Genomic DNA, 24,528 nt, shown 5'->3' on the forward strand with positions numbered 1-24,528 from the left:
CTAAGCTCCCAAAAGTCCATTCTCCCGTCAGCTCGGCCCGGGCCTCCGCGCCGGCTGCCGGACGCAGAAACACCCCGTCAGCCGCACGCTCTCGAAGGAGCCCATGAAACCCGACGAACCCCTCTGGACACCTCCAGCCGCAGACGGGGGGCAGCCGCCCGCCGAGCTGCGCCGCATCTTCCGGCTCTTCCGGCCCTACCGCGGCAGACTCGCTGTGGTCGGGCTGCTGGTGGGCGCATCCTCCCTGGTGTCGGTCGCCTCCCCGTTCCTGCTCCGCGAGATCCTTGACACCGCGATCCCCCAGGGGCGCACGGGGCTGCTCACGCTGCTCGCGCTCGGCATGATCCTCACCGCGGTGATGACCAGCGTCTTCGGCGTCCTGCAGACCCTGATCTCCACGACCGTCGGCCAGCGCGTCATGCACGACCTGCGCACGGCCGTCTACACCCAGCTGCAGCGGATGCCGCTCGCCTTCTTCACCAGGACCCGCACGGGTGAGGTGCAGTCCCGCATCGCCAACGACATCGGCGGGATGCAGGCTACGGTCACCTCCACCGCCACCTCCCTGGTCTCCAACCTCACCTCCGTCGTCGCGACCGTGGTGGCCATGCTCGCGCTGGACTGGCGGCTCACCGTCGTCTCGCTGCTCCTGCTGCCCGTCTTCGTCTGGATCAGCCGGCGAGTCGGCCGGGAGCGCAAGAAGATCACCACCCAGCGCCAGAAGCAGATGGCCGCCATGGCCGCCACGGTCACCGAATCGCTCTCGGTCAGCGGAATCCTGCTGGGCCGGACCATGGGCCGTTCCGACTCGCTCACCAAGGCATTCTCCGAGGAGTCGGAGCGCCTGGTCGACCTCGAGGTGCGTTCCAACATGGCGGGGCGCTGGAGGATGTCGACGATCGGGATCGTCATGGCCGCCATGCCAGCCGTCATCTACTGGGCAGCGGGCCTCACCCTCCAGTCGGGTGCCCCAGCCGTCTCCATCGGAACGCTGGTCGCCTTCGTCTCGCTCCAGCAGGGCCTGTTCCGGCCTGCGGTGAGCCTGCTCGCCACCGGTGTGCAGATGCAGACGTCCCTCGCCCTGTTCGCGCGCATCTTCGAGTATCTCGACCTCCGGGTGGACATCACCGAGCCCGAGAAGCCCGTCCGGCTGGAGAAGGTCCGTGGCGAGATCGCCTTCGAGGACGTCACCTTCAGCTACGACGAGAAGAGCGGCCCGACCCTGAGCGGCATCGACGTGACCGTGCCCGCCGGGACCGGCCTGGCCGTCGTCGGCCCCACAGGGTCGGGCAAGTCCACGCTCAGTTACCTGGTGCCGCGGCTGTACGACGTCACAGGGGGCCGGGTCACCATCGATGGCGTCGACGTGCGCGACCTGGACTTCGACACCCTCGCCCGGGCCGTCGGGGTGGTCTCGCAGGAGACCTACCTCTTCCACGCCTCGGTCGCCGAGAACCTCCGCTTCGCCAAACCGGACGCCACGGACGAGGAGATCGAGGCAGCCGCCCGCGCCGCCCAGATCCACGACCACATCGCCGGGCTGCCCGACGGCTACGACACCCTCGTCGGCGAACGCGGATACCGCTTCTCCGGCGGCGAGAAACAGCGGCTGGCGATCGCCCGCACGATTCTCCGGAACCCGCCCGTGCTGATCCTCGACGAGGCGACCAGCGCCCTCGACACCCGTACGGAACACGCCGTGCAGCAAGCCATCGACTCCCTGTCGAAGGGCCGCACCACGCTCACCATCGCGCACCGGCTCTCGACCATCAGGGACGCCGACCAGATCGTCGTCCTGGACGACGGCCGCACGGTCGAGCGCGGCACACACGAGGAACTGCTCGCGCAGGACGGCCGTTATGCGGCCCTGATCCGCCGCGACAGCCATCCGATCCCGGCTGCCTCCTGAGGGACGGCGTACGGGTCCCCTGCCGCACTTGAGCAACCGAATCCGGAACGGCCACGCGTTTCGACCGAACATCCGATCCTCTGTTCGCGTGTTCTGCTCCTGGGGTCGTACCTTGAGGCCGATCAGGCCGGAACGCTGTCCAGCAGCCGGGTGACCGACCGGACCGCCTGCCGTCCCGCACGGTTGGCGCCGATGGTGCTGGCGGACGGGCCGTAGCCGACGAGGTGGACGCGCGAATCCCGTACGGCCCGGGTGTCCTCGACGCGGATGCCGCCGCCCGGTTCGCGGAGTTTCAGCGGTGCCAGGTGATCGACGGCCGCCCGGAAACCGGTCGCCCAGAGGATCACGTCGGCTTCGACGGTGCGGCCGTCGGACCAGGCCACCCCGTCCGGCGTGATCCGTTCGAACATGGGGAGCCGGTCGAGGACGCCCTGCTCGCGAGCGCGCCGGACGGCCTCGTTGAGCGGCAGCCCGGTCACGCTGACCACGCTCTGCGGCGGAAGCCCACGGCGTACGCGCTCCTCCACCAGGGCCACCGCGGCCCTCCCCTCCTCTTCACCGAACGGCCCCTCGCGGAACACCGGAGGGCGCCGCGTCACCCAGTACGTCTCCGCCGCGACCTCGGCTGTCTCCATCAGATGCTGGGTGCCCGACGCGCCACCGCCGACCACGACGACCCGGAGGCCGGCGAACCCCTCCGGGCCCGGATAGCTCGCGGTGTGCAGCTGTCGCCCCCGGAACGTCTCCTGACCCGGATAGCGCGGCCAGAACGGACGGTCCCAGGTGCCGGTGGCGTTGATCAGGGCGCGCGGGGCGTACGTACCCTCGGAGGTCTCGACGAGCAGCCGCCCGCCCTCGCCGTCGCGTACGGCGCTCACGTCGACAGGCCGGTGCACCTCCAGCCCGAAGTGCCTCTCGTACGCGTCGAAGTACTCTCCGATCACCTCGGACGAGGGACGGTCGCCGTCGGCGCCCGTCAGCTCCATGCCGGGCAGGGAGTGCATGCCGTGCACCTTGCCGTAGGTGAGCGAGGGCCATCGGAACTGCCAGGCACCGCCGGGGCGGGGCGCGTGATCCAGCACGACGAAGTCCCGGCCGGGGCGGAGGCCGGCGCGGCGCAGATGATAGGCGGCGGAGAGCCCGGCCTGCCCGGCGCCGATGACGACCACGTCCAGCTCACGCGTCCCGAAGTTGTTCACGCTTCTACCAACCCTGGCGCACCTCCGGATCTTCCCGGGCGCGGCCCGCCGCCACGCCGCTCCGACGGCGAGAGAATGGGCCCATGTCTGACACCTTTGCCACACACATGCTGAGCGTCACCACGGGACGGACCGAAACGGTCATGGACCTGACGGAGGAGTGCACGCAGTTCCTGGACCGCGTCACGCACGGGCGGGACGGCCTGCTCAACGTCTTCGTCCCGCACGCCACCGCCGGGATCGCGATCCTGGAAACGGGCGCCGGCAGCGACGACGACCTCCTCACCGCCCTCGGGACCCTGCTCCCCGCCGACGCCCCCTGGCGCCACCGCCACGGAAGCCCGGGCCACGGCCGAGACCACGTGCTCCCGGCACTGGTGCCGCCGCATGCCACGTTGCCGGTGATCGGGGGGAGGCTGGAGCTGGGGACGTGGCAGTCGGTGTGTCTGGTCGACACGAACGTCGACAATCCGAATCGCCAGGTGCGGTTGAGCTTCCTCGGGTGACCTTGAGCCGGTCGCCCCAGCCAGGCCTGGCCCGGTTGCCGGCCCTCGCGCTCCCGGGAGGCAGGGCTGCAGGGCCGGGCGCCCGCCGCGCCGGTTTGATCGGTGGGGCCGACGTCGACGGTGTCACGCCTTCCCACATGTAGGACTGTGGAAGGCGCCCGGAGGAAGCGCGCAACTGGGGTGCTCCGTGTGCCTCGGGCTGGATGCCCAGCGTGAGGGAAAGACTTCGCTGAAATACCATGGAGCGAACTGGCTTTGGGGGTGCGGGTGGAAACCGACGGCGTAACCGGCCCTGTGCCGGGGCAGCAGGGACCAGCGGCCGCTTTCGCGCCGTGCAGGCCCACGGCGTCACCACGAACCGACAGGCTCGACGACGAAGTTCCGTTCCTGGCCCGGTTGGAACACCAGGAACGTGTCGCGCTGCTGGAGCTGGGCCGGCCCATGAAGTACAGCCCGCGGTCCGTACTGGTGCATCAGGACGAACCGTCCACCCACGTGGTGGTCATCCTCGCCGGGTGGACCAAGGTCACCCGCTCCACAGCCAATGGTTATGAAGCGCTGCTTGCCCTGCGAGGTCCGGGCGACGTCGTCGGGGAGGGCTCCGCAGTCAGCGGCCGCCCGCGCTCGGCGACGGTTACCGCACTCGGGAAGGTCGAGGCCGTCACGATCGAGCGTGGCCGGTTCCTGGTCCATCTCGCGGAATTCCCGGCCTCGTCCCTCCAACTGCTCAGCCTTATCGGAGACCGGACACAGGCCAGCGACCGGCGACGCGTGGAGCAAGGCGCACTCGGAGTTCGTGAGCGGTTGTCGCTCCTGCTCCTGGAGCTGTCGCGCACACATGGGGTGCAGGACGCGGAGGGAGTGCGCCTGACCAGTGGCCTCAGCCAGCACGAGCTGGCAGGCGCGGTCGGAGCCTCTCGCGAGGCGGTGGCCAGGCTTCTGAAGGAACTAAGGGAACGCGACGTCGTCCGGACCAGCCGCAGGGGACTGGTCATCGTTCGCCCGGACCAGCTGCGCCGGATAGCGGGCGGCGAATAGCCGACGGCCGTGCACTCGGGGCGAGTTGTGTGCCATCGGTTACAGATGCTGTGTGCAAGTGTTCCTTCTTCATTGTCAGACCCCCACGAGATAGTGCTCCGGACCGAGCCCAACCGTCCGAGAGGCGCTCATGACCCTGGTCCTGACGGAACCCGTCAACCGCACGATTCTGCTGCTGGACATTGAGGACTTCAGCCGACGGGACGACGTGGTGCAGGCCTGCTTGCGTCGGGAACTGCACAACGTGGTGGAGGACACTCTGGCCGCGGCGGGTGTCGAGCGGAACATGCAGTACCGAGAGGACCGCGGGGACGGTCTGATTGTGCTGGTCAGTGCCGACATCCCGAAAACGGTGCTGCTCCGGGCCCTGTTGACGACCATCCCGGATGCGCTGTGCCAGTACAACCGGCTGGCATCGAGCAGCGCACAGATGCGGCTGCGGATGGTACTGGCCGCAGGAGAGGTCGCCTTCGATCCGAAGCAGGGCACGGTGGGCGGGCTCGTCGGGCACGACCTCAACCAGTCCTGTCGGCTGCTCGATGCCGACACTCTGCGCGAAGCGCTCGCCCGGCGGGAAGCGGACTGTGTGCTGGGGGTGTCGTCCCCCGTCTACGAAGGCGTGGTCCGCCACGGACACCGCGGACTGCGCCCGGAGGAGTTCCACCACGCGGCGGTATCCGTGAAGAAGGACCGGCTCGACCTGTGGTTGCATGGGTCGCCGCCGGACGGCACCACCACCCCTGTACCGGAGCCGGCGTCCGCCGGGCGCGACGGCAGGAGTGCGCACGAGGGTGCCGCCGGACAGTTGCCGGCGGCGCCTGCCGGGCCGCCTGCGAGCAGTGGGGCGGCATTCGCCTTCAACGGCGGAACGGTGTCTGTCGGCGGCAGCCAGGTCAACGGCGGTCAGACCGGGGTCAGCGGCGGCCATGTCACGGGCGACGTGATCATGGGCACGGTCCGGCATGAGGGCCGGAGCGAGCAGGTATGAGCGAGCAGCCCGGTGACAAGCCATCGGACCGTCCTCAGGACGACACCGACCCGGCGGACGGCAAACAGGAGCCGACGAACGACGAGCACACGGAAACGGAGGATGACCGCCCGCAGGACCCCTGGGCGGCTCGGCGTGATCTGTACGAACACGTCCCGGCCGCCATCGGCGGCAGCCTCGTCGGCGGCGATCAGACCGGAGTCAGCGGGGGCAGCGTAGGAGGCGACGTCGTCCTCGGCACGAAGGTGGAGCACCACTACCGCTTCGGCGCCACCACCCACATCTCCGGAAACATTCCCCCGGCCGAACTCGACCAGTTGGCCCAGGAGTTCGCCGGATACGAGGAACTCGTGCACCCCTTGCGTGACCGGCTGCGGGAGGAGCGGGTCCTCGTGCTGTACGGCGCGCCCTTCACCGGCCGTCGCAGCGCCGCCCTGATGCTGTTGCGCTCCCTGGATGCCGTGCCCGTACGCGCCATCGACCCCAACACCCGGCCGACCGCGTTGATGGACGAGGTCAACGGCGATCAGCACGGCTACCTCGTCAGCGATCTGGTGACGGGCAGGGAGAACCCGCTGCGCGACATCGACCTGTGGGCCGTGCGGGACGTTCTCCGGAAGAAGGGTGCCTATCTGGTCATCACCGTCGACCTGCTCGCGATCCTGCGGGGCGTCGACGCCGTCTCGTGGCAACCGCCGTCGCCTCAGGCGGTGCTCCGGTCACATCTGCACGCCCTGGTAGATGACCCGCCGAGGGAGCGCGAGCTGCTGGCGCTGGACCTCTCCCGGGAGTTCCTCGCCCGGGACGACCACCAGCTGCGGGAGGCGGCACAGTTCGCGAAGGCCCTGGCCGGGCACGCGGACGGCGCGATCACCCGGGAGAAGCTGGCGGGCGTCGGCCCGGAGCTGGTCCGCGAGCAGGTCAGGGAATGGTTCGGGGACGACGAGACCCTTCTCCGGGACAGGGCTTTCCTCATCTCCCTGGCGGCGTTCGACGAAGCCGCGTACGCCCTGACCGCGGAGCTCAGCGACACCCTGTACGCAGAGTTCCAGAGAACCGAGGACGCCGGGAGGGAGCCCCAGGTCGGCATCTTCGGGACGTCCATCACCAAACGCCTGAGCCTGGCCCGAGCCGTCGAGTACCGGAAGGAGGAGCACACCGAGTGGGGCCCCGTGTTCCAGCGCATGGCCCGATTCCAGGAGCCCAGAGCCGCTGTCGAGATCCTCCGCGAGGTCTGGACGAGTCACCCCTCCGCGCGGCCTGCTCTGCTCGCGTGGCTCCGGAAGCTCGCACAGGACGGCCGGCCGTTGGTGCGCACCCGCGCCGCGGTGACGGCCGCGGTGCTCGTCCAGACCGACCTGCCGTCAGCGATGGCACTGCTCATCGAGGGCTGGGCGAAGTCGAAGGTGTATCGCGACTGCCTCGTCGCCGCCAACGCCCTCGCGACGGCGCATGCCATCGGTGCGCCGAACATCCCGCAGATCCTCCGCTCCTGGTGCGACGAGAAGGCCGGACCACGGCTTCGCTGGACAGCCATCCGGGCCTACGCCCTGGTGGGCGCCAGGATGCCCGACGAAGCGCTGAAGGCGTTGGCGGAAGCCGCTCGCACCGGGGACGACGAGCAGGAGGCGCAGCACATCGCCGAGTCCGCCGCGCTGCTGCTGAGCGACGAATCGGCGCCGGTGCGCAGCCGGCTGCTGCGGGGCCTGCTCGACATCCTCCGGGACGGGCCTTCCGGCCGCCGACTGACGCTGCACGCATTCGTCCTGGCCTGCACCCGCGCCGACGGCCGGCTGATGCTGCGGTGGTACGCGGCCGCCTCCTCAGCGGGCCCGGCCGAGGAGGCGCATCAGCTGTCCCTGCTGTGGCGGACCGCCTTGGGCGATCTGAGGTACACCGCCGATACGTTGAAGGCGCTGGCCGGCTGGGCTCGTGAGGCGAACGGCGATCCGCAGGCCGAGCGGGAGCTGGCGATGCTGCTTCCGACGCTGGTCGGCTCCGACGAGGATCGAAAGCGCCTCGATCACATGCTCCTGACCCTGCGCGGTCGCGGCGGGAGTTCGAATGCCCCACCCGCGGTGGCCAACCGTCTGCGGGGCGTGCTGTGAGGTGCCGCCTCTCGTCTGCGGTCACGGGCCGCGAAGTTTCGGAAACCACGGAGTGAGGAGAGAGGAACCATGGCGGACTTCCGTCGCGAACCCGACTGGGACCAGGGCGCAGACCGGCACAGCGAGCTGATCGACCCGGTATTGACCGTGCGCCAGTTGTCCCGGTTCGACCACCGCAGAGGATACAGCCGGATCGACAACGCATTGGTATTCGCTACGGACAAGGGGGAGTTCGAGGCCTACCTGCCACCCCACCGGCCGACGCGCTCCCTGTTCACCGCGACGCGGTACACCGCGGTCTACGAGGTCGACATGGGGGTGCACGCCTGCACCGTGTCCCTGCTGTTGCCCAGCGACAATGACGCCTTCGACTTCACCGCCGAGGTCGAGCTGACGTGGCAGGTGTCCCGGCCGCAACGGTTCGTGGCCAGCGGAGAGCGGGACGTGCCCGCTCTCCTGAGGCGCCGGCTGGAACAGCTGATGTACCCGGTCAGCCGCGGTTTCCCGCTCGACCGGAGCGCGGACGCCGAACGCGCCGTGTACCAAGTCCTCGCCAGAGCGGGCGATGTGGGGGAGGAGGCGGGGCTGCGCACGTCGTACGCCGTGCGGCTCAGGCTGGACGAATCGGCGATCGGCCACCAGCGGGAGCTCCGCCGGATCCGGTACAGCGACGAACAGCTGGGACTGTCGCACGACGTGGCGATGCGGGAAGACCGGCTCAGGGCGGAGCGGAATGTGGAGCAGGCCCGGCACGATCACGAACTGGTCATGCTGCAGGGGCGTCAGGAGGAGGAAGCCAGGGAGCTGGAGGCGAAGAAGGTCGACTACTACGAGTACTACCTCCAGCACGGCGGTGTGGCGATGTGGGCCCTGCACCTGGCACAGCACCCGGATGATTCCCGGCTGGTCATGGAGAACCTGCAGAGGGACCAACTGCAGCTGATCCGGAGCCAGTCAGAGGTCGCCCTGCAGGTGCTGAAGGAAGGGAATCCGGAGGATTACCAGCGTGCGGGACTGAACAAGCAGGCCGTGGAGATCCTTGAGGGGCTCCTCGCACGTAACTTGCCCGGTATCGATTCTGCTCCCTCCGCACCGGGCTCCCTGCCCTGGGCCGGGCCCCCCGGCACTCCGGTGCATTTCCACAAGCAGCGGGGCGGGTCGTCCGCCGACAGCACCGAGGAGGGGCGATGAGCGGTGATGGTCTGCACATTCCGACGGTGGGAGCCCGTCTGCTCTCGGAGCTGCGCTCCGAGACAGCTCGTGCGGACAGCAAGGCGTCGCTGCTCCTGGGGGCCATGAGTATGACAGTGAGCCTGCTCGGTGGTCTGTTCGCGGCTCGGGGTTGGTCATTATCCGGGCTTTCCGCCCCCGCGAGCGTGCTGTTGTGGGTGGCCATGGCCGCTCTGGCCGGCGCACTGGGATGCCTGCTCCTCGCCGTCCTGCCCCGGTACGGCACCAGTCGGTGGTCTCCGGGGCGGCCGTTGACGTACTTCGACGACATCCGCCGTGCCGCGGAGGGCGGCCGGCTCGCCGAGGCCCTCGCCGTCACCGAGGCACACCAGGCCGACGGAGTACTGGAGGCGCTGGCTCAGAACAGCCGCATCGTCGGTTCCAAACACCGGTGGATCCGCGCCGGTCTGGCTGCTTACTGCGCGGGCGTGGTGCTTCTGCCCATCGCGGGGCTCGTCGGCTGAACACACCGCGCGCCAGCATGCTTCTTACCGCGTCGTCGTGATCCGGCCGTATGCCGAGACAGGAATCTCTCATGACCACCCCCTTCGACTCCGCCCATCCCGACCGCATTATCCTGCCCGAAGCTCCGGCTTATCCGGCTGCTGTTCCCTTTCCCTCCCCGCAGTCTCCGGACGAGACAATTCCGCATGCACCGCCCTACCCGGGCAGCGCGACGCCGTCCGAGGCCGCTCACCCCGCCGGGAAGCCGGAACAGCGGTCAGGTTCCGAGAAGTGCGCGCCGCAGGAGGGTCTCGGTCGCCGTGGGCGTGTGCACCTCGCCAAGCGACAGCGGGGCATCGACGCCACGGCTGCGGGCCAACTGCTGCTGCAGCTTCCCTCGTTCCTCGTCAGCCTGGTGATCGTGGCGACACTTTCCCACCTCCTTTTCCCCGGCATGGGCTGGTTGGGGGTCCTGCTCTGGCTCGCTTCAGGTGCCATGGCGTTTCACCGGCCCACCGAGAGAGTCCTGGCCCGTCATCTGCTGGACCTCCGCCACCCCACCCCGGGGGAATCGAAGCGGCTGGAACCACTGTGGCGGGAAGTGACGGCGCGGACGGGTGTAGAGGGCCGCGCCTACGAGCTGTGGATCGAGGACAGCGATCACCTCAACGCTCTGGCAGCGGCGGGCCACATCGTGGGCGTCACCCGCTTTTCACTGGAGCGTCTCTCTGATGGTCAGCTGGCCGCCGTCCTCGCTCATGAGCTGGGGCACCACGTCCGCGGTCACGCGTGGTCCTTGACTCTGGGGCAGTGGTATGCGGCTCCGGGGCGGGTTGCGTGGACCGCTGTGCGGAGGCTGATCCGGCTGGTCATCGTCGTGGGCCGTGGGCGCATGAGCTTCTGGGCGGCAGTTCTGTTCCTTGCGGTGGGCGCAGTCGTGCTGGCGGTCGCGTGGGAGTACTGGTTCCTCACCCTGACGCTGGTGGCCGCTCCGTATCTGCTCGCCGCCGTGACCCGTCGGACCGAACTGAGGGCGGATCACCATGCGGCAGCGGCTGGTTTCGGGCCGATGCTCGCCGAGGTGTTGCACATGATGCAGGCGGCGGAACGGGAGGGCGGGCATGCGACGGTTTCCGCTCTGTCCGGGTGCGGCAAAACGGCTGCGATTCACCCGGGAACCGCCGCTCGCGGCGGTAGGGGGAGCATTTCGGGCAAGCTCCTGTCCTCGCACCCCGACCATTACACGCGCCTACACCATCTGGCGCCGTTTCTGGAGCAGCGATGAGTCTGCTCCGCCACGGCCCTGGGGCTGCGCTGTCGCCGCACCTGTGTGGACCCTGGTCGAAAGATGGGCCATGACTTGTGAGGTCTCTCGCGCTCGTCCGCTCTGATGTGATTCCGGGTTACGCATCATGTGGAGTGCGTGGTTATTTTGGAGCCGGTGAAGTAGGGGCTCTGACCTGCGATTTTGCCCGGAGCTGGGACCGGGCGAATCAGGTTGCTGGCGTGGTCTCCGCGGTGGTCGGCGTCTGCGCGTTGCTGGCCCCGTCCGGGAGTGTGTCCGTACAGGTGTCCAGGACTGGGAGTGCCACGGCCACAGGCTGCGGGGACGCCAACACGGGTGCCGTCGCCTCCCCGTCCGACGGTGTGGTCTCCGTCGGGGAGACTGACGAGGCGCGGGCGGACGGTGGCAGCGCGAATACCGGTTACCAGGGGCAGGAGTAGCGGCGCATCCGATGTTCTTCCGCAGCCGCGCTGTGGTGCGCAAGTCGGGTGGATCCTCCGCCGAGGGAGCCGGGGCCTTCGCCAACAGTGGCGTGATGATTGACAGCTCCGTGCAGGTGTTCGCCGGGCGCGCCGCCGTCTCCGGCCATCTCCTGCAGGTGGAACAGGCCCTCGCCGCGACCGACTTCCAGGGGCGTGAAAGCGAACTCGCCCAGCTGGCCGCCTTCAGCGCGCACGATGTCTCCGCGGACTGCCCCAGCGCCAGCTACTGGCGCTGGGTGGCCCCGGCGTGGTCGGGAAAGACCGCCCTGCTGGCGCACTTCGTCCTGCACCCTCCACCCGGCGTCGATGCCGTGTCGTTCTTCATCACCTCCCGCATGGCCGCACAGAACGACGCGGCGGCCTGCTGCGAGGTCGTCCAGCGGCAGGTGTACGCCATGCTGGGCGAGGCGGAGCCGCTGAGCACCCCCGCCACGCGCGACGAGCAGATGCTGCTCGCGCTGCACCGGGCCGCACAGGGGTGGGCGGCGCGCGGCCGACGGTTCGTGCTCGTGGTGGATGGGCTGGACGAGGACCGCGGCGTGACCACCGGTCCCGACGGCCACAGCATCGCGGGGCTGCTGCCACGCGTTCCCCCGCACGGCATGCGGATCCTCGTCGCCGGCCGTTGTAGGACCTGCCGAAGCACGATCACCTGAGGATCGTGATCAAGCTCGGGTGCCGCGCAAATGAGTGACCCGCGTAGTACGGAGCTAGAGGCAGCGTTGGGCGGAATCCTGACGGCACAACCATGGACCACTCGCAAACGCTCCAGTCTGCAGATGGTCTAGGAGACAGGGCCTACAGGCCGTCGCGAGAGTCCATGCGTCACGTCCGGGCAGGTCCGCGGAGGAGCTTCCTGCCGTGGAGCAGCTCACCCGAGCGCCCCAGCACCTGGTCGGCGGTTGTGCCGCAGGTCGCCCAGCACAGGATGCCGGTCGCCTCCAGGGGCCAGTACGGAGAGCTTGGTGCAGTCGGGCCACCAGCGTCTCGGCGGGAGCCTTGTCCAGGTCCGGGGTGAGGGCAACGGACTCGTCTTCTTGTATCCGGGCGAGGAACGCGGGCTCCTGGCCTGCCCTCACTCCGCTCGCGCTCCAGCTCACTCCGGAGCCGGCTGGCGATCTCCACGACCGCGGCGTCCTCGGTGGCCCCGGCCGTGGCGCACGTTGTACGGCTTGAACCCGTCAATGCCCAGGTGCAGCACGGCGAGTGTGGGGTTCGGGCCGATCGGCAGGCTCCGGTGCTGGTGGGGCGGGTACGGTTCGAGGCCGTATGGACCGTTCGCCCCGAGGGCCGCGTCCGGTGTGTCGCACAACGCGCGGGGCAGGCGGATCCGTAGCTCCGACTCCGTGTAAAGACCAGTGAGTTAGTCGAGGGTCGCCCGGCGCCCCAGTTCAGATTGGGATGCTAGCCATGCTTGAGGAAGTACCAGCCGTCCGTGGTCACCACCGCACCATGCCGGCTCTGCATGATCAGGCCCCCGCTGCTGAAGAGCCCAAGCCGTGTTCGAACCCCTGGGACCGCCAGGCATGCCGCTGGACACTGCAGCGATCTGACCGAGCAACTCAGCCTACCGCTCCGTCAATGAGTACTTCACGGCTGCGGACTCCGCCTCGAAGGGCTGTGTGTGGACCGCCAAGATGGGGCGATCTGCAACCTGGCAGCGCCACCCCCTCACACTTCGGGGCCAATTCCCCGAACCCTTCGCGCCGAGGTTGGCCACGGGTGTATATGGATGCCGAGCCCAACCAGCAGAGGCGTGGATCCGGCTCTCTTGACGCTCATCTGACGCTCGGGCGGTCTCACCGGTCGCCGATGAGGCAGGTATAGGACCTCCGACCTGTGCTTTCTCCAGTCCCCGCTCTCTGCGACATCTTTCCGATGACATATCACGTGAAGGGCCTGATCGGGTATCTTGACGGTTGCCTTATCGGAGTCTGGTGGATACCAACATCTCGAATTACAACCGCCAGGTACGGCTGTTGTTCCTTGGAGCTCGTAACACGATCTTGTTCAAGTGTGCTGGTGGGCCGTGACCGGTGTGAGGCTTCGACCGTTCGTGATGGTGTGGGTACTCGACCGTGGATCGTAGGCGATGAGTTGTGGGCGTTGATCGAGCCGTTGCTGCCGCCGTGGCCGGAGCGGTCTCCGGGGCCTCGGCCGGTGTCGGACCGGCTCTGCCTCCAGGGCATCCTGTTCGTCCTCTACAACGACATGGCCTGGCAACTCCTGCCCCTGGACTGGGGTTCGGCTCGGGACAGACGTGCTGGCGGCGTCTGGACCGCTGGCAGAAGGCAGAGGTCTTCGACCGGCTCCACCGGGTCCTGCTCGCGGAGCTGAACGCGGCCGACGAGCTCGACTGGTCACGGGCGTGCGTGGACGGTTATCACATCCGCGCGAAAAAGGGGGATCCGACACCGGCCCGTCGCCGGTCGACCGGCGGAAAACAGGCAGCAAACACCACTTGATCTGCGACGCACGTGGCACCCCGCTGAAGGTCATCACGACCGCGGCCAACGTCAACGACGTCACCCAGACCCTCGCCCTGGTCGACGGCATCCCGCCTGTCGCGGGCCGCCCCGGCCGACCCCGCCGCAGGCCCGAAGCGCTGCTCGGTGACAAGGGATACGACTCCAACGCCCACCGCGACGAGCTGCGTCACCGACGGATCCTGCCCGTCATCTCCCGCAAGGGATCACCGAACATCAAGGGCATCGGCAAGCTCCGCTACGTCGTCGAGCAGACCTTCGCCCTGCTCCACCACTTCAAAGGCCTCGCAGTTCGCTGGGAACGGCGCACCGAACTCCACGACGCCTTCGTCTCCCTCGCCTGCAGCCTCATCTGCTACCGACGCCTCAACCAGTGCCGATCGCAAGCGGTGGTACGAGTGCAAGAAGTGCTCGACACGGACGCATACGGAGTCAGCCACGCAACGCGATGAAGAGCTGGTACCCGGTGATCCCAAATCCGCCGCAGGCCATCCCGAGGCCCACAATTGACATCAGCGCCATCATCACCTGGCCGTAGAGGGGCTGGCGGGCGGAGGCGCGGCCGGGGTTGCACGGGTCGTAGCTGAGTTCCAGCTGCTGCCCGCCGGTCCGATTACGGTAGAAGTGCAGCCCGCCGTCCTGGTCCACGTACCGGTACACCTTGGTTCTGTGGGTGTAGTGGTCGAGTTGCGCCATCACCGTGATGCCGCGCCTGGGGAGGTGCAGCGCGTCGTACAAGCCTCTTCCCAGCGTCAGAGCCATGGATACCCCCGCACCCGCGAAGAGCTGAAAGAACGGCAGCGCGATGGCCCACGCCGGCTCACGGAGCACCGCCACCGCCCCATCGATCACAGCGAAGACCGCGATCACGGCGACAACGAGAACGCGCTTCGAGGGCCTCCGAGGGTGCCCAGCAGGGATTTCGGTGATCAGATCTTCGCCGTCGACGCGCGATCCTTCGGCCGCCCTCTCGGGCAGTCGGGCCTGCAGAGCGGCGCGGAACGTGGTAACGGCTGCGGTGCTGGCATCGTGAACCGCCCACACGGCAGGACGGCGGTCGGCCTCTGCAGTCGTCAGTACTACCTCGAACGAGCGGTCAAGGCTGCGGACCGCTTCGATGGCCTCCAGCGGAATTCGTGTCACGCGCCCGTCCTCTTCCCACTGAACGTAGTCGAATCCGTCCCCGAAGCGGGCGGTGGCACTGCTGCCGCGCAGCACGAGGGATGGGAGGGCAGGCGTCGTCGTCATGTGCATATGACGGCTGAGATCAACAAACGGTTGCCCACCGCCGTGGCAGGCGCACACCAAAGCCTCAGGGCAGAAGGCGGCACCACTCAACGCCAGGCGATCTTGGTTCCTGGCACCACCCAGCCAAGGCGATGATCCAGAGGCGAAGTCGTGCGCCCGGCACCGGAGCCGTCCTGGCCAGCTTTGATTTCCGCCCTCAGCCCACGCGTGCTCTCCGCCTCTGCCCCACCCGACCCGGACACTTGAACAAGATCGTGTTACGAGCTCTTGGGTAGGTCGATTCAGTCGAGTAGCCGCGTCCGAGCTGAGCTGTATCAGCGGGAATGCTCCATGCGACAGCTGTAGGCGACCAGTTGTGGCTCAGACAGTGTTGCCCCGCTTCCATGCCTCGATAATCTCGATGGGGATGCGGCCGCGGTCGGGGAGGGGATGGCCGTTGGCGCGGGCCCATGCGCGGATTTCGGTCGGGTTCATGGAGTCCTGCTGGTCGGTTGGGGGCGTCGGCTCCACGATCGGGCGGGCGGGGGTGAACGTGGTCCCGTTGTCGAGGAGGTCTTCCGGAAAAAAGGGGACCCGCGTCGTGCCGCTGATGACCGCGAGGAGGAACTGGGTGAGGGTTCCGGTGAAGGTGTACCAGGGGGCGCGCAGAGCCTGGTTGACCGCGACATCCCACGCGTCTGGCTTGTCCGAGGGCTGCGTGACCCAGAAGAGGTAGTCACCGTTCCCGGTGACTCCTGTGGCGAAGAGTTGCTCCGGGGGGTGGGGCAGTGGCCACGGCTGCCGGGCGTTGTGCCTGACTTCTTCGATCTGCTGCCGAAGTCGGGCGGGCATAGGCCCGGTAAGATCTGCCGCTTCGCGGGGGGCGTGCGGATAGTACAGAGAGAGGAAATTGCAGAACTCCCCAGGGCCATATGTGGCCATGAGCTGCTTGTAGTCCTCGGGAAGCCGCATGCCGAGTTCTGTCTCGGCCTGGCTCCAATCGGGGGCTGAGGGAGGTGACGCGGGGGGCGGGCAGATAGTGGTCAGCGCGGTCAGGGTGGTCATGGTGACTCCGGGGGAGTATCAGGGGCGAGGTTCGTCGTGAGCTGGGTTGGAGCGGATGTCTTCCTGGTCGAACCGGAGCTTTCCATCTGGTCCCTTCCGGTGGCCGAAGGCCTCGAGGTGAATGCTCTTCGGCGGTGAGTCGGGGTCGTCGTTCACGTATTCCAGGTAGACGTTGTATGTGACAACGTCACCATCCACGACAGCGTCATAGACTCTTTGTTCGAACATCCTCATCCACGGCGTGTTCGTCGGGTTCTGCGAGATGGTGAACAGATTCTTCCATTCATCCCCGGAACCGCCGAGTTGATTGGCCAGCATGTGCCCGCGGGCCTGTCCCACACCCGACTGGTAGCCCGGCGGGATGATGGTGTTCCGTGCGTCGGTGCCCTCATCGAGCATGTTTCGAGTCACGATGGCGTTCATCTCGTACGGCCGGCCGTGTTCATCAAGGGTCCACCGGACCTGTCCGCCCCATGTGGGATCCGCCGTGCAGCCGGCCAATCCCAGCGGATCGGAAAGCACCAGGGGGTTGGGGACGTATGCGTAGTGATTGATCGCCGGTGCGAGGCCCAGGGGATCAGGCGACAGATACCGGCCCAGATCCGGGTCGTAATAGCGGTTGAAGTTGTAGTGCAGTCCGGTCTCCGGATCGAAGTACTGGCCGGGGTACCGCAATGGTGTGTAGGCAACGCTGTCCTTGTTCCACTGCGTGGCTCCCCACACCGTGCTTCGGGCCCGCCAGGCCAGAGAGCCGTCGGTGGACACGAGTTCGGTAGGAGCGCCCACCAGGTCGGTGACGATCGCGAAGAATCGCCGATCGAGCTCGTTCTGTTCGCGGTCGAACTTGAACTCACGCTGGCACAGCGGCTGGAGCCCGGCGTAGTCCCAGACCATGGCGGTCCCGTTGGTACGTTCCTCGGCCAGCAGCGCGCCGTCCCACCGGTAGGTCGTGGTTTCGACTATGTGGTGGTCCGGGGCCAGGCGCTGTTTGGCCAGCCGTCGGCCCAGCGGATCGTAGAGGTAGCGCCAGTCCAATCCTTGAGGGGTACGCACATCCGTGAGGCGATCTTCTGCGTCCCACTGGAAGTGCCAGACGAGGACTCTGCCGCTCAACGTTTTTGTCCTGCGCTGCGTGACTCGGCCCTGCTCGTCGTACGTGTAACGGGTACGGCCGGCTCGCGTGATACGGGTCCCCTCATAGAGCCGATCTCCTGCGGCCGCCTGGCCTGGAGCCCGGGCGGCCAGGGCGGTCCGGGATTGGTCGCCGGCGGTGTTGTGGGCGTATTGCTCGCTCCACCCGTCCGCCTGGACTTCTTCGACTCGACTGGCGGAGTCCAACGAGAAGGTACGTTGCCCGGTCAGGCTGTCGTTGATGCCGATGGGGACGCCGTCGGCCTGGTAAGTGAAGCTACGGTCGAGAACGAAGGTGTGCTGGGTTGCGAGAGAGAGGTGACCGAGACGGCCCACGGGATCCCAGTCCTGGTTGCACTCCAGATCTCCGCCGATGTGCCGGGTGGTTTCGCGGCCGAGTTTGTCACGCTCAAACCGGAAGGCATGGTCGCCGACCGTGTAGGAAGCGACCCCGGACTCGCTGTACTCAAGGCTGCTTTCAGCGCCCGACGGCGTGCGCCGACCGATGCGTCGGCCGAGCGCATCGTAGGAGAACGTCATGGTCTCACCATTGACGGTCTCGGTCACGATGCGCCCCGAGCGATCCCGCTCAAGCACGATGGAGCAGTGGGCGTTCTCAATGCGTGCGACGCGGCCATCGGCGTCGTGCGTGAACACTGATGCAGATCCGTCACTCCGGCTGATCCGGGTGACCCGGCCGAGTATGTCCCGGTCGAACGTCAGGCTCTGGCCTGCTGCGTTCGTGCGGCGCACGACATATCCAAGCGCATCTCGCTCGTACGTCAGAGTACGGCCGTCGAAGTCGGTCTCGGAGACGAGCCGACCGGCCGCGTCGTAGGCGTACTGCCACGCCAGGCCCTGGGCATTTGTTACCTCCCTCAGCCGCAGTTCGGTGTCACGCGTGAAGCGGTAGTTGCTGTCCTCTCCGGTCCGGGTGCTCAGCCACTGGTCGAAGTGGCCCGACGTGTGGGCCGTGGTCCGGCCCATGCGGTCGGTGTGCGCCAGCAGGTTGCCCTCGCCGTCCCACTCCCACTCCTCCCTACTTCCGTCGGGCAGTTCGCGCCACGTGAGTTTCCCCTCCACGCTCCAGCCCTGACGAACGTGGCCGCCCATGGCATCAATGACCTCTGTGACACGCCCAAATGCATCCCGTGTGCAGTTACGGTGGCGCCATCGGGCCTGCTGATCTGCTCGGTGAGACCGGCAGAATTTGTGACAACCCGGGTGGACGCGCCGTGAGGATCGCGCACAGAATTCAGGTGACCCTGCCGCGTATACCCATACTCGGTCCGTTCTCCGGTGGCCCCCACAGCCAGGGCCAGATTCCCCCGATCGTCATAGCGATAGCGGCGCTGGATCCCACCGCGTTCGGTGATTACCTCGGGGAGGTTCAGGTCGTTGTAGGTCGCGGTGCTCCGTCCCCCGTCCGGGGCCACCAGACCGATCAGGTTTCCCACTTCATCGCGCTCGAAGATGGTGCTGCGGCCCAGGGCATCGGTCCGCTGCAGCAGGTGATCGGCTTCATCGTGCGCGTAGGAGGTGGTGAAGCCCAACGGGTCGGTCTCGGCAAGAACTTGCAGGGCCTCGTTCGTGCGGAACACAGAGGTGGCGCCAGTTGAGTCCGTGTACCGAGTGATTCGGCCGCCGTGGCCCGTTCCCGTGAGTTCCTCGTACACGAAGGTCGAAGACAGGATGCCGTCGGGTCCGATGGTGCGCACGACTCGGCCCTGGGCGTCATAGACGTACCTGAAGGTGGAGCCGTTGCGGTCGGTCCAGGACGTGATGCGGGCCTCGGGGTCGTAGGTGAACCGCAAGGCGCGACGCGAGGAGTTGATGACCGCATCGAGGTTCCCCTCACGGTCGTATCCGTAGCGGCACACGGTGACTGGCCCCTCCGGCGTGTGCAGCGAGAGGTCGGTCACCCGTTCGTCCTCGATGCGCAGCCTGACCTCGTAGCCGCCGTCATGTACAACCCGGACCGGAGCGCCGTCACCGCGTCGGACGAAGGTGATGCCGTTGTGGTTGCGGTCTTCGACCTCGTTCAGCCAGTACGCAGGGGACTCGTTGTACGGACTGCCGACGAAGTACCGGGTGGTCCCCGAGAACGGGTCTGTTATGCGGTACGTCGTGGAGGCGTTGTCCTGACCCACGTAGGTGAGCGGCAGACGAGCCCCTGCAACGGGCAGGACGCCTTCTGCGTCGTCCGGGGCCGGCAGACGCGGGTAGACGAGGACGGATCCGTCCTCGCGCGCCCATAGGGCCCCCTGGGCTTTGGCATCCAGCTCTATGCGCTCATCGACGGTGGATGCCCAACTCCGCCCGAACCAGCGGCCGTACCGGTATTGAGAGAAGTGGGTGCGCCGGAACAGGAGCGGTAGGGTCCCGGGGAGTGCCAGGTCGGTATGGGGCAGCGTCATCTCGCCTGTGGCGACGTCGACAGGGTCGTTCTTGCACGTCTTTTTCTCCAGCGCGATGGCATGCCGGCGCGGGGTGTCCTTGACTTCGTCGAGTGAGGCGGGCTTGATGCGCGTGTCCCCGTGCTTGCGGTTCGGCCGATCCTGCGGCGCGTCACGACGGGCATCGTGGTCCTCGGCACCCTTGGTGTGGACGCTGTTGAGGCCGTCACGGATGTCGTGGTCCGTATCCTTGTGGATCTTGGCACTCTTGGTGATGCCATCGGGCACCGTCTTACCCACATGGTCGCCGAGGTCGCCGAGGGCCTTCCCGAGCTTCTCCACCACCCCGTCGATAGTCGTGTCGAGCGCGGCGGTCAGGGAGTCCTTGCCTTTGGCGCGGCCGTGGTGCCCCTTGGCCTTGCCGAGCTTGCCGCCCGTCTTCTCACGCATGTTGATCTGCACACCGGTCAGGCGCATCCCGGCTTTGCTGTGCGCGTCATGATCGATGTCCAGGTTTCCGAAGGGTCCCGGGCCTCCTGCCCCGCTCACCGAGTTGAGCTGAAGCCCTGCTTTGCCTGCCTGAACTATCTGATCTCCGTTGTAGCCGTCCTGGACGCCGGCGACGTTCAGCGCGGCCTGGACAGCCAGGTCCGCCACAATATTCTCGATCGCAGCGACCGCCGGTTCCGTGAGTGTCGCGACGATCTCAGAGACGGCAGCCTCAGCCATCTCCTTCAAGATGCGCTTGAACGCGATACGCGTAGCCGCGATCTTCGCCCCCGCCAGAAGGGCCGACAGACCCGCCGTTACGGGCGCGAACGCCAGAGTGATACCCACCGTCGCGCACAGATCCGCCAGCTCGGCCACCGCGGCGATCTTTCGGGCCACGATGATGTCCGCGACCCGGTCCAGCGCCCGCGACGAGTCGCGCAGCCTTCGCAAGGTCCTTGTGCTTGCCCTGCACCTTTGACCAGTGCCTGTCCAGCGCGGTCAGAGACTCGCTGCGCCCGCTGGCGAGCAGTCTCTGGATGTGCTGATAGGCCGCGTACGCGTCGTCGTCCGCATCGTCCCCGAACTCCCGCAGCGCATCCGCCATGTCGCGGTAGGCGTCCTCATCGACGTTGGGCCAGCCCACACCGACCACATCGAGCATCGTGTCGACGCCCTCAGGAATTGTGTAACCCACGATGCAACAGCCCCCGGTTCGCAGTAGCCCGACCTATGCAAGATCAATCAGCATGCTATGAGATGACTATCGGGCATGCCCGAACTGGAGTGCACATCGTTGAGGGCAGGTTGTGAAGCGCCAGAAGGACGACGTCGACCCTGAGGATGCGTCGCCCGCGTCCGGGGTGTTGCCCGGAACGGCGTCACCTGCCTGAGGCGAGGAGCGGGCGGCCAGTAGTGTCGACCGTCGCGTGCCGGGCCTGTTCCGCCTAGTCAAGCCATGAGCGATCCCTCGCGGTGGCTCGGTATCATTGGGTTGCCTTAACGCTGTTTGGTGGACGCGAACGTCAACAGTGCGGAACGGCACGTGCGGTTGAGCTTCCTTGGCTGACCAAGCTCGGGCGCCACCGACCCCGTGTACCGCCCGAAGCTGGCTCCCTGGCTCCGCGACGAAGGGCCTCTACGCCGGTCGCGGGTGGCCGCCGTGGACTGCTCGGGCCGCAACGTAGCCGACTGCAGACGGCATTACCTCATCCACGACTCGTGCCCGATCTCCGGAAAGCCCCCGCTCCCACCGTAGGGAACAGCAGCTCCGGGGCCTGCCTGCTCGCCCCAGGGCGACTCCCTCGCTACACCTCCGAACAGACGAACCCGCGCCCCTGCCCGAGCACGTCGGCGCAGCCAGGGCGCCACCGACACAATCGGTCGCGAGGTCAAGGCTGGGCCGGCCGCTCGAGGTTCGCCCGCGACACTCCAAGCCGGGGAGCGGACGCATCCGGGGTGTATCCGGGAATGGATGCATACCGGTTGTTCGTGCCCGGCTGGATGAAACCTTGCAGCGCGGCCAATGCCTGGCGCTGCTTGTCGGAAACCCGGTAGATGCCCGAGTCGCCGAGGGAATCGAGATAGTCGCCGAAGCTCTGGTTCTGGATCGACAGGTTGCTGTTGACGGACTGGACCGCGTCGGGCACGGCCCGGAACGTCCGGCCGGGCTCCTCATCGACGTCGATCAGCAGCAGCGAGCGCTCGGTGGAGGAAAACGTCGCATCGTCGGCGACTATGAGCACCGGATAGCAGCTGCCGTCCGGGACCAGCGCCACCAGTTCCTGCACGGACAGACCCCGGTGACCGGAGTCGGGCAAGACTGTCATCCACTCGTCGACGATCTCGTCCAATAACGCCTGCCAGGCATCGTCGTCAGTGAAACCGGTGCGCAGGAGCGGTGAATAGTCGGTCTCGGGCAGCCGTTCGTCGGTCATGTGTCCTCCAGAACTCATCGACACCACCCAACGGTAGCCCGGGGCGCCCCAACTCATCGGCAAGCGCCTTCATTGCGCTCGACAAGGCCACGCCAACTACTCGCTCAGCGTGGCACTCCTGATGGCCCGCCAGGTGGTAGCAATGCTCTCGGACGCCCTTGGGGCGGAGATCACCTGCACGGACAAGGGCGCCCCGGCCGAAGTGGCCCGGCACCCCCTGGCAGTCACCGGCCTGTATCTCGAGAGCGCTGTCGGTGCCGGAGCGTCGTCCTCTTTTCGGGACCTGTGGCTTGGCCTTGCGGGCGCCGGCCGGGTGCTGGCGGGGTCCCGGCAGGATGTCGAGTCGATGCCTCCACGGACCAGTCGATCCGGCCGGCGAGGTCGGCGTCGGCCTGGACCGCCTGCAGCAGCCGGTCCCAGGGGCCGTCCGCCGACCAGCGGCGATGCCGCTCGTAGGCGGTCTTCCATGAGACGTAGCGGAACTTGATCCCATTGATCACGGTGCGGTGATGGTTCCACCGGCCGTCTGGAGTACCCGAAGGTGGCAGATGCGGCTTCAGTAACGGCCACTCGGGGTTCTTCAGAACTCCCGACCCATCATGCCCCAACCAACGAGCGACCAGTCGGATGTCGCATGATTCGCCTGGACAGGCCCTTGCGGGCTAAGTCTTGGTGGTGCCGGCGCCAGGTGGCCCAGGCCAGGATGCGGGCGGGTGTCAGGACTCGGGCTGGTGAGCGGCCGTTGACCTTCGTTGCAGGTCAACGCGAACAATCCGGCCGGTGCCGGTCGTGGCATCGTCGTGGGCGGCGATCACGGTGAGCGGAGCGTGGGCGAGCATCGCGAACACCGGCCAACGTCTCCAGGAGGTCCAGCGGCGGACCTGGTGCTCGTCGAGTCCGACCAGGATCGCCGGGCGCCGAGGGCTTTGCGGAGGGGCGCGGCGCTCCAGGCCAGGCAAGGCAGGGCGGATTCCACTGTCGGTCGGGCGGTCGGGCGGTCGGGCAAGTCTGTGGCGTCGGTAGACTGGGTGTTAGGTACCGGACGAGGGGCGGCGGGCGTGGGCTACGGCGACAAGCTCTTCTGGCTCTCGGTCCTGATCCAGCGCAGGTACGCCCAGATCTGCGCCGAGTACGACCTGACGCCCGCACAGGCCACGCTGCTGTGCGCGGCCAAGGACGAGCCGCGGCAGATGGCGTACCTCGCAGCCGCGCTCGGCATGACCAAGAACGCGCTGAGCCAACTCGTCGACCGCACCGAGCGGCGCGGCCTGGTCAGCCGGGCGAGTTCAGAGCAGGACCGGCGGGTCGTCATGCTCGGCGTGACCCCCGCGGGGAAGGTGCTCGCCGAGGCGGTGTTCGCCGAGACCGTCAAGCGCCTGCCCGATGTCGCGGAGAACCTCGACGCCGACGGCCGGCGCGACCTCGAACGCCTCGCCACCGCCATCGTGGACGCGTCAGGCGTCTCTGCGTCCACCTCGTCCTGACCTACCGCGCAGTCCTCCTCGGCACTCCCATGCCTGGCATAAGTTCACGGCGTGAACTAGTGTGGTTCACGACATGAACTAGTCCAGGTTCATGGCATGACCTGACGAGAGGTGGCGACATGGTCACGCGGGAAAACGGCGCGATCGCGGTCTTCGGAGCGACGGGGCAGCAGGGCGGGGCGGTCGTCGACGCGCTCCTGGCCCGAGGAGCGCGGGTGCGGGCCCTCGTCCGCACCCCCGAGTCCGGCCGGGCGCGGGCGCTGGCCGCCCGAGACGTCGAGCTGTCGACTGTCCGGATCGACGACGCGGCGTCAACGGTCGCCGCGCTGGAGGCGGTCGCTGCGTTCTACTTCATGACCCCGGAGGCGAACAGCCTGGAGGAGATCGAGGAGGAGGTCCGAGTGGGCACCGCCCTCGTCGATGCGGCGGCCGTGGCGCGCGTGCCACACGTCGTGTTCAACTCGGTCTTCGGAGCGGATCGCGAAACGGGCGTGCCGCACCACGACTCGAAGCACCGGATCGAGGAATACCTGAAGCTTTCCGGCCTGAGGGCCACGATGGTTCGCCCGACCGCCTTCATGGAGAACTTCGCGACCGTGCTGGCGCCGAGCCTGGAGGACGGAACGATCGTGCTGAGGATGCCGCTGCCGGACGACATCGCTCTGAAGATGATCTCGATCAAGGACATCGGTCAGGTCGCCGCCGCGATCCTGCTCGACACCGCGGACGTGCCCGGCGGAGCCATCGAGCTCATCGGCGACGAGCCGACGGGCCCCCAGATCGCCGCCGCGTTCGGCGCGCGCGCCGGGCTGCCGTCACGCTACGAGGCCCTGCCGCTGAGCGTCCTCGGCAACGACCTCGACAAGGCGATGTTCCGCCAGTTCGCCGAGGCGTCCGAAAACCCGTCGGACCTGGCAGCGGTGCGGGCGATCGAGCCGACCACCTGGGACCTGGCCGAGTGGATCCGCTCCACCGGCTGGACCGCGCCCGCGGACCGGGTCCGTTCCTAATGGTCCAGATACCGCAGCCGTAGGTCGTGATGTTGCCGGCGTGGCGGTCCCGGACATGGCACGGTCACCGCCTGATCCTCGTCCGTTGTGTCGACATCAGATGAGCAAGCGGTG

At 67.6% G+C, this 24,528-nt stretch carries 17 protein-coding genes and 2 pseudogenes; 12 read left to right on the plus strand and 7 right to left on the minus strand.

The features are described 5' to 3' along the window. The first annotated feature begins 103 nt into the window (after window positions 1-103). The gene (locus AB0P41_RS20500) at window positions 104-1,909 is read left to right on the plus strand and encodes an ABC transporter ATP-binding protein (RefSeq protein ID WP_356714056.1); all 1,806 of its coding nucleotides are present in this window, start codon (window positions 104-106) and stop codon (window positions 1,907-1,909) included. 122 nt (window positions 1,910-2,031) lie between these two features. On the opposite strand, the gene AB0P41_RS20505 is transcribed toward AB0P41_RS20500, so the two are convergent. Continuing rightward, window positions 2,032-3,108 carry an FAD-dependent oxidoreductase gene (locus AB0P41_RS20505; RefSeq protein WP_365933325.1) on the minus strand — a complete coding sequence of 359 codons (1,077 nt, stop codon included), beginning with the start codon at window positions 3,106-3,108 and terminating at the stop codon, window positions 2,032-2,034. An 83-nt stretch (window positions 3,109-3,191) separates the two neighbouring features. Here AB0P41_RS20505 and AB0P41_RS20510 point away from each other — a divergent pair, with 83 nt between their 5' ends. The 9 genes and pseudogenes from AB0P41_RS20510 to AB0P41_RS20550 form a co-directional block, all read left to right on the plus strand. After that, window positions 3,192-3,614 (plus strand): secondary thiamine-phosphate synthase enzyme YjbQ, encoded by a 423-nt coding sequence (locus AB0P41_RS20510; RefSeq protein ID WP_365933327.1) that lies wholly within the window; start codon window positions 3,192-3,194, stop codon window positions 3,612-3,614. 396 nt (window positions 3,615-4,010) lie between these two features. Continuing rightward, complete coding sequence (locus AB0P41_RS20515) at window positions 4,011-4,652, plus strand: Crp/Fnr family transcriptional regulator (protein ID WP_256073485.1); 642 nt, start codon at window positions 4,011-4,013, stop codon at window positions 4,650-4,652. A gap of 130 nt (window positions 4,653-4,782) precedes the next feature. Then, the gene (locus tag AB0P41_RS20520; RefSeq protein ID WP_365933329.1) at window positions 4,783-5,640 is read left to right on the plus strand and encodes a hypothetical protein; all 858 of its coding nucleotides are present in this window, start codon (window positions 4,783-4,785) and stop codon (window positions 5,638-5,640) included. Next, complete coding sequence (locus tag AB0P41_RS20525) at window positions 5,637-7,748, plus strand: hypothetical protein (RefSeq protein ID WP_365933332.1); 2,112 nt, start codon at window positions 5,637-5,639, stop codon at window positions 7,746-7,748. The genes AB0P41_RS20520 and AB0P41_RS20525 overlap by 4 nt, the downstream gene beginning before the upstream one ends. Window positions 7,749-7,817: 69 nt before the next feature. Continuing rightward, on the plus strand, window positions 7,818-8,939 hold the full coding sequence (locus tag AB0P41_RS20530) for a PE-PGRS family protein (RefSeq protein WP_365933335.1): 1,122 nt from the start codon (window positions 7,818-7,820) through the stop codon (window positions 8,937-8,939). Then, window positions 8,936-9,442, plus strand: a complete 507-nt coding sequence (locus AB0P41_RS20535) for a Pycsar system effector family protein (RefSeq protein WP_365933338.1) — start codon at window positions 8,936-8,938, stop codon at window positions 9,440-9,442. Before AB0P41_RS20530 ends, AB0P41_RS20535 begins: the two co-directional genes overlap by 4 nt. Before the next feature lie 71 nt (window positions 9,443-9,513). Then, window positions 9,514-10,707, plus strand: coding sequence for a M48 family metalloprotease (locus AB0P41_RS20540; RefSeq protein ID WP_365933340.1), 1,194 nt, complete (start codon window positions 9,514-9,516; stop codon window positions 10,705-10,707). Between the two features lie 535 nt (window positions 10,708-11,242). Continuing rightward, a complete protein-coding gene (locus AB0P41_RS20545; protein ID WP_365933342.1) occupies window positions 11,243-11,845 on the plus strand; it encodes a hypothetical protein in 603 nt (200 codons plus the stop codon). A gap of 1,408 nt (window positions 11,846-13,253) precedes the next feature. After that, window positions 13,254-14,034 (plus strand): annotated as a pseudogene (locus AB0P41_RS20550) (IS5 family transposase); the annotation flags it as partial. Between the two features lie 73 nt (window positions 14,035-14,107). On the opposite strand, the gene AB0P41_RS20555 reads toward AB0P41_RS20550, so the two are convergent. From AB0P41_RS20555 to AB0P41_RS20580, 6 genes and pseudogenes are all read right to left on the minus strand, one after another. After that, a complete protein-coding gene (locus AB0P41_RS20555; protein ID WP_365933344.1) occupies window positions 14,108-14,923 on the minus strand; it encodes a hypothetical protein in 816 nt (271 codons plus the stop codon). Between the two features lie 360 nt (window positions 14,924-15,283). Then, window positions 15,284-15,967: a histone-like nucleoid-structuring protein Lsr2 gene (locus AB0P41_RS20560; protein WP_356714059.1), complete on the minus strand. Its 684-nt coding sequence runs from the start codon at window positions 15,965-15,967 to the stop codon at window positions 15,284-15,286. 18 nt (window positions 15,968-15,985) lie between these two features. After that, window positions 15,986-18,154 (minus strand): RHS repeat-associated core domain-containing protein, encoded by a 2,169-nt coding sequence (locus tag AB0P41_RS20565; protein WP_365933500.1) that lies wholly within the window; start codon window positions 18,152-18,154, stop codon window positions 15,986-15,988. Further along, window positions 18,037-20,382 carry a DUF6531 domain-containing protein gene (locus AB0P41_RS20570; protein ID WP_365933347.1) on the minus strand — a complete coding sequence of 782 codons (2,346 nt, stop codon included), beginning with the start codon at window positions 20,380-20,382 and terminating at the stop codon, window positions 18,037-18,039. Before AB0P41_RS20570 ends, AB0P41_RS20565 begins: the two co-directional genes overlap by 118 nt. 992 nt (window positions 20,383-21,374) lie before the next feature. Continuing rightward, complete coding sequence (locus AB0P41_RS20575) at window positions 21,375-21,920, minus strand: hypothetical protein (RefSeq protein WP_356714062.1); 546 nt, start codon at window positions 21,918-21,920, stop codon at window positions 21,375-21,377. Window positions 21,921-22,168: 248 nt separating this feature from the next. Next, window positions 22,169-22,528 (minus strand): annotated as a pseudogene (locus AB0P41_RS20580) (IS5/IS1182 family transposase); the annotation flags it as partial. A 450-nt stretch (window positions 22,529-22,978) separates the two neighbouring features. Between AB0P41_RS20580 and AB0P41_RS20585 the strand changes: the two are divergent. Together AB0P41_RS20585 and AB0P41_RS20590 are read left to right on the plus strand one after the other, a co-directional pair. After that, window positions 22,979-23,404, plus strand: coding sequence for a MarR family transcriptional regulator (locus AB0P41_RS20585; protein WP_365933349.1), 426 nt, complete (start codon window positions 22,979-22,981; stop codon window positions 23,402-23,404). A 119-nt stretch (window positions 23,405-23,523) separates the two neighbouring features. Further along, window positions 23,524-24,414, plus strand: coding sequence for an NmrA/HSCARG family protein (locus AB0P41_RS20590; RefSeq protein ID WP_365933351.1), 891 nt, complete (start codon window positions 23,524-23,526; stop codon window positions 24,412-24,414). Window positions 24,415-24,528: the final 114 nt, after the last annotated feature.

The organism is Streptomyces sp. NPDC079167 (assembly GCF_040686735.1).
Lineage (GTDB): Bacteria > Actinomycetota > Actinomycetes > Streptomycetales > Streptomycetaceae > Streptomyces.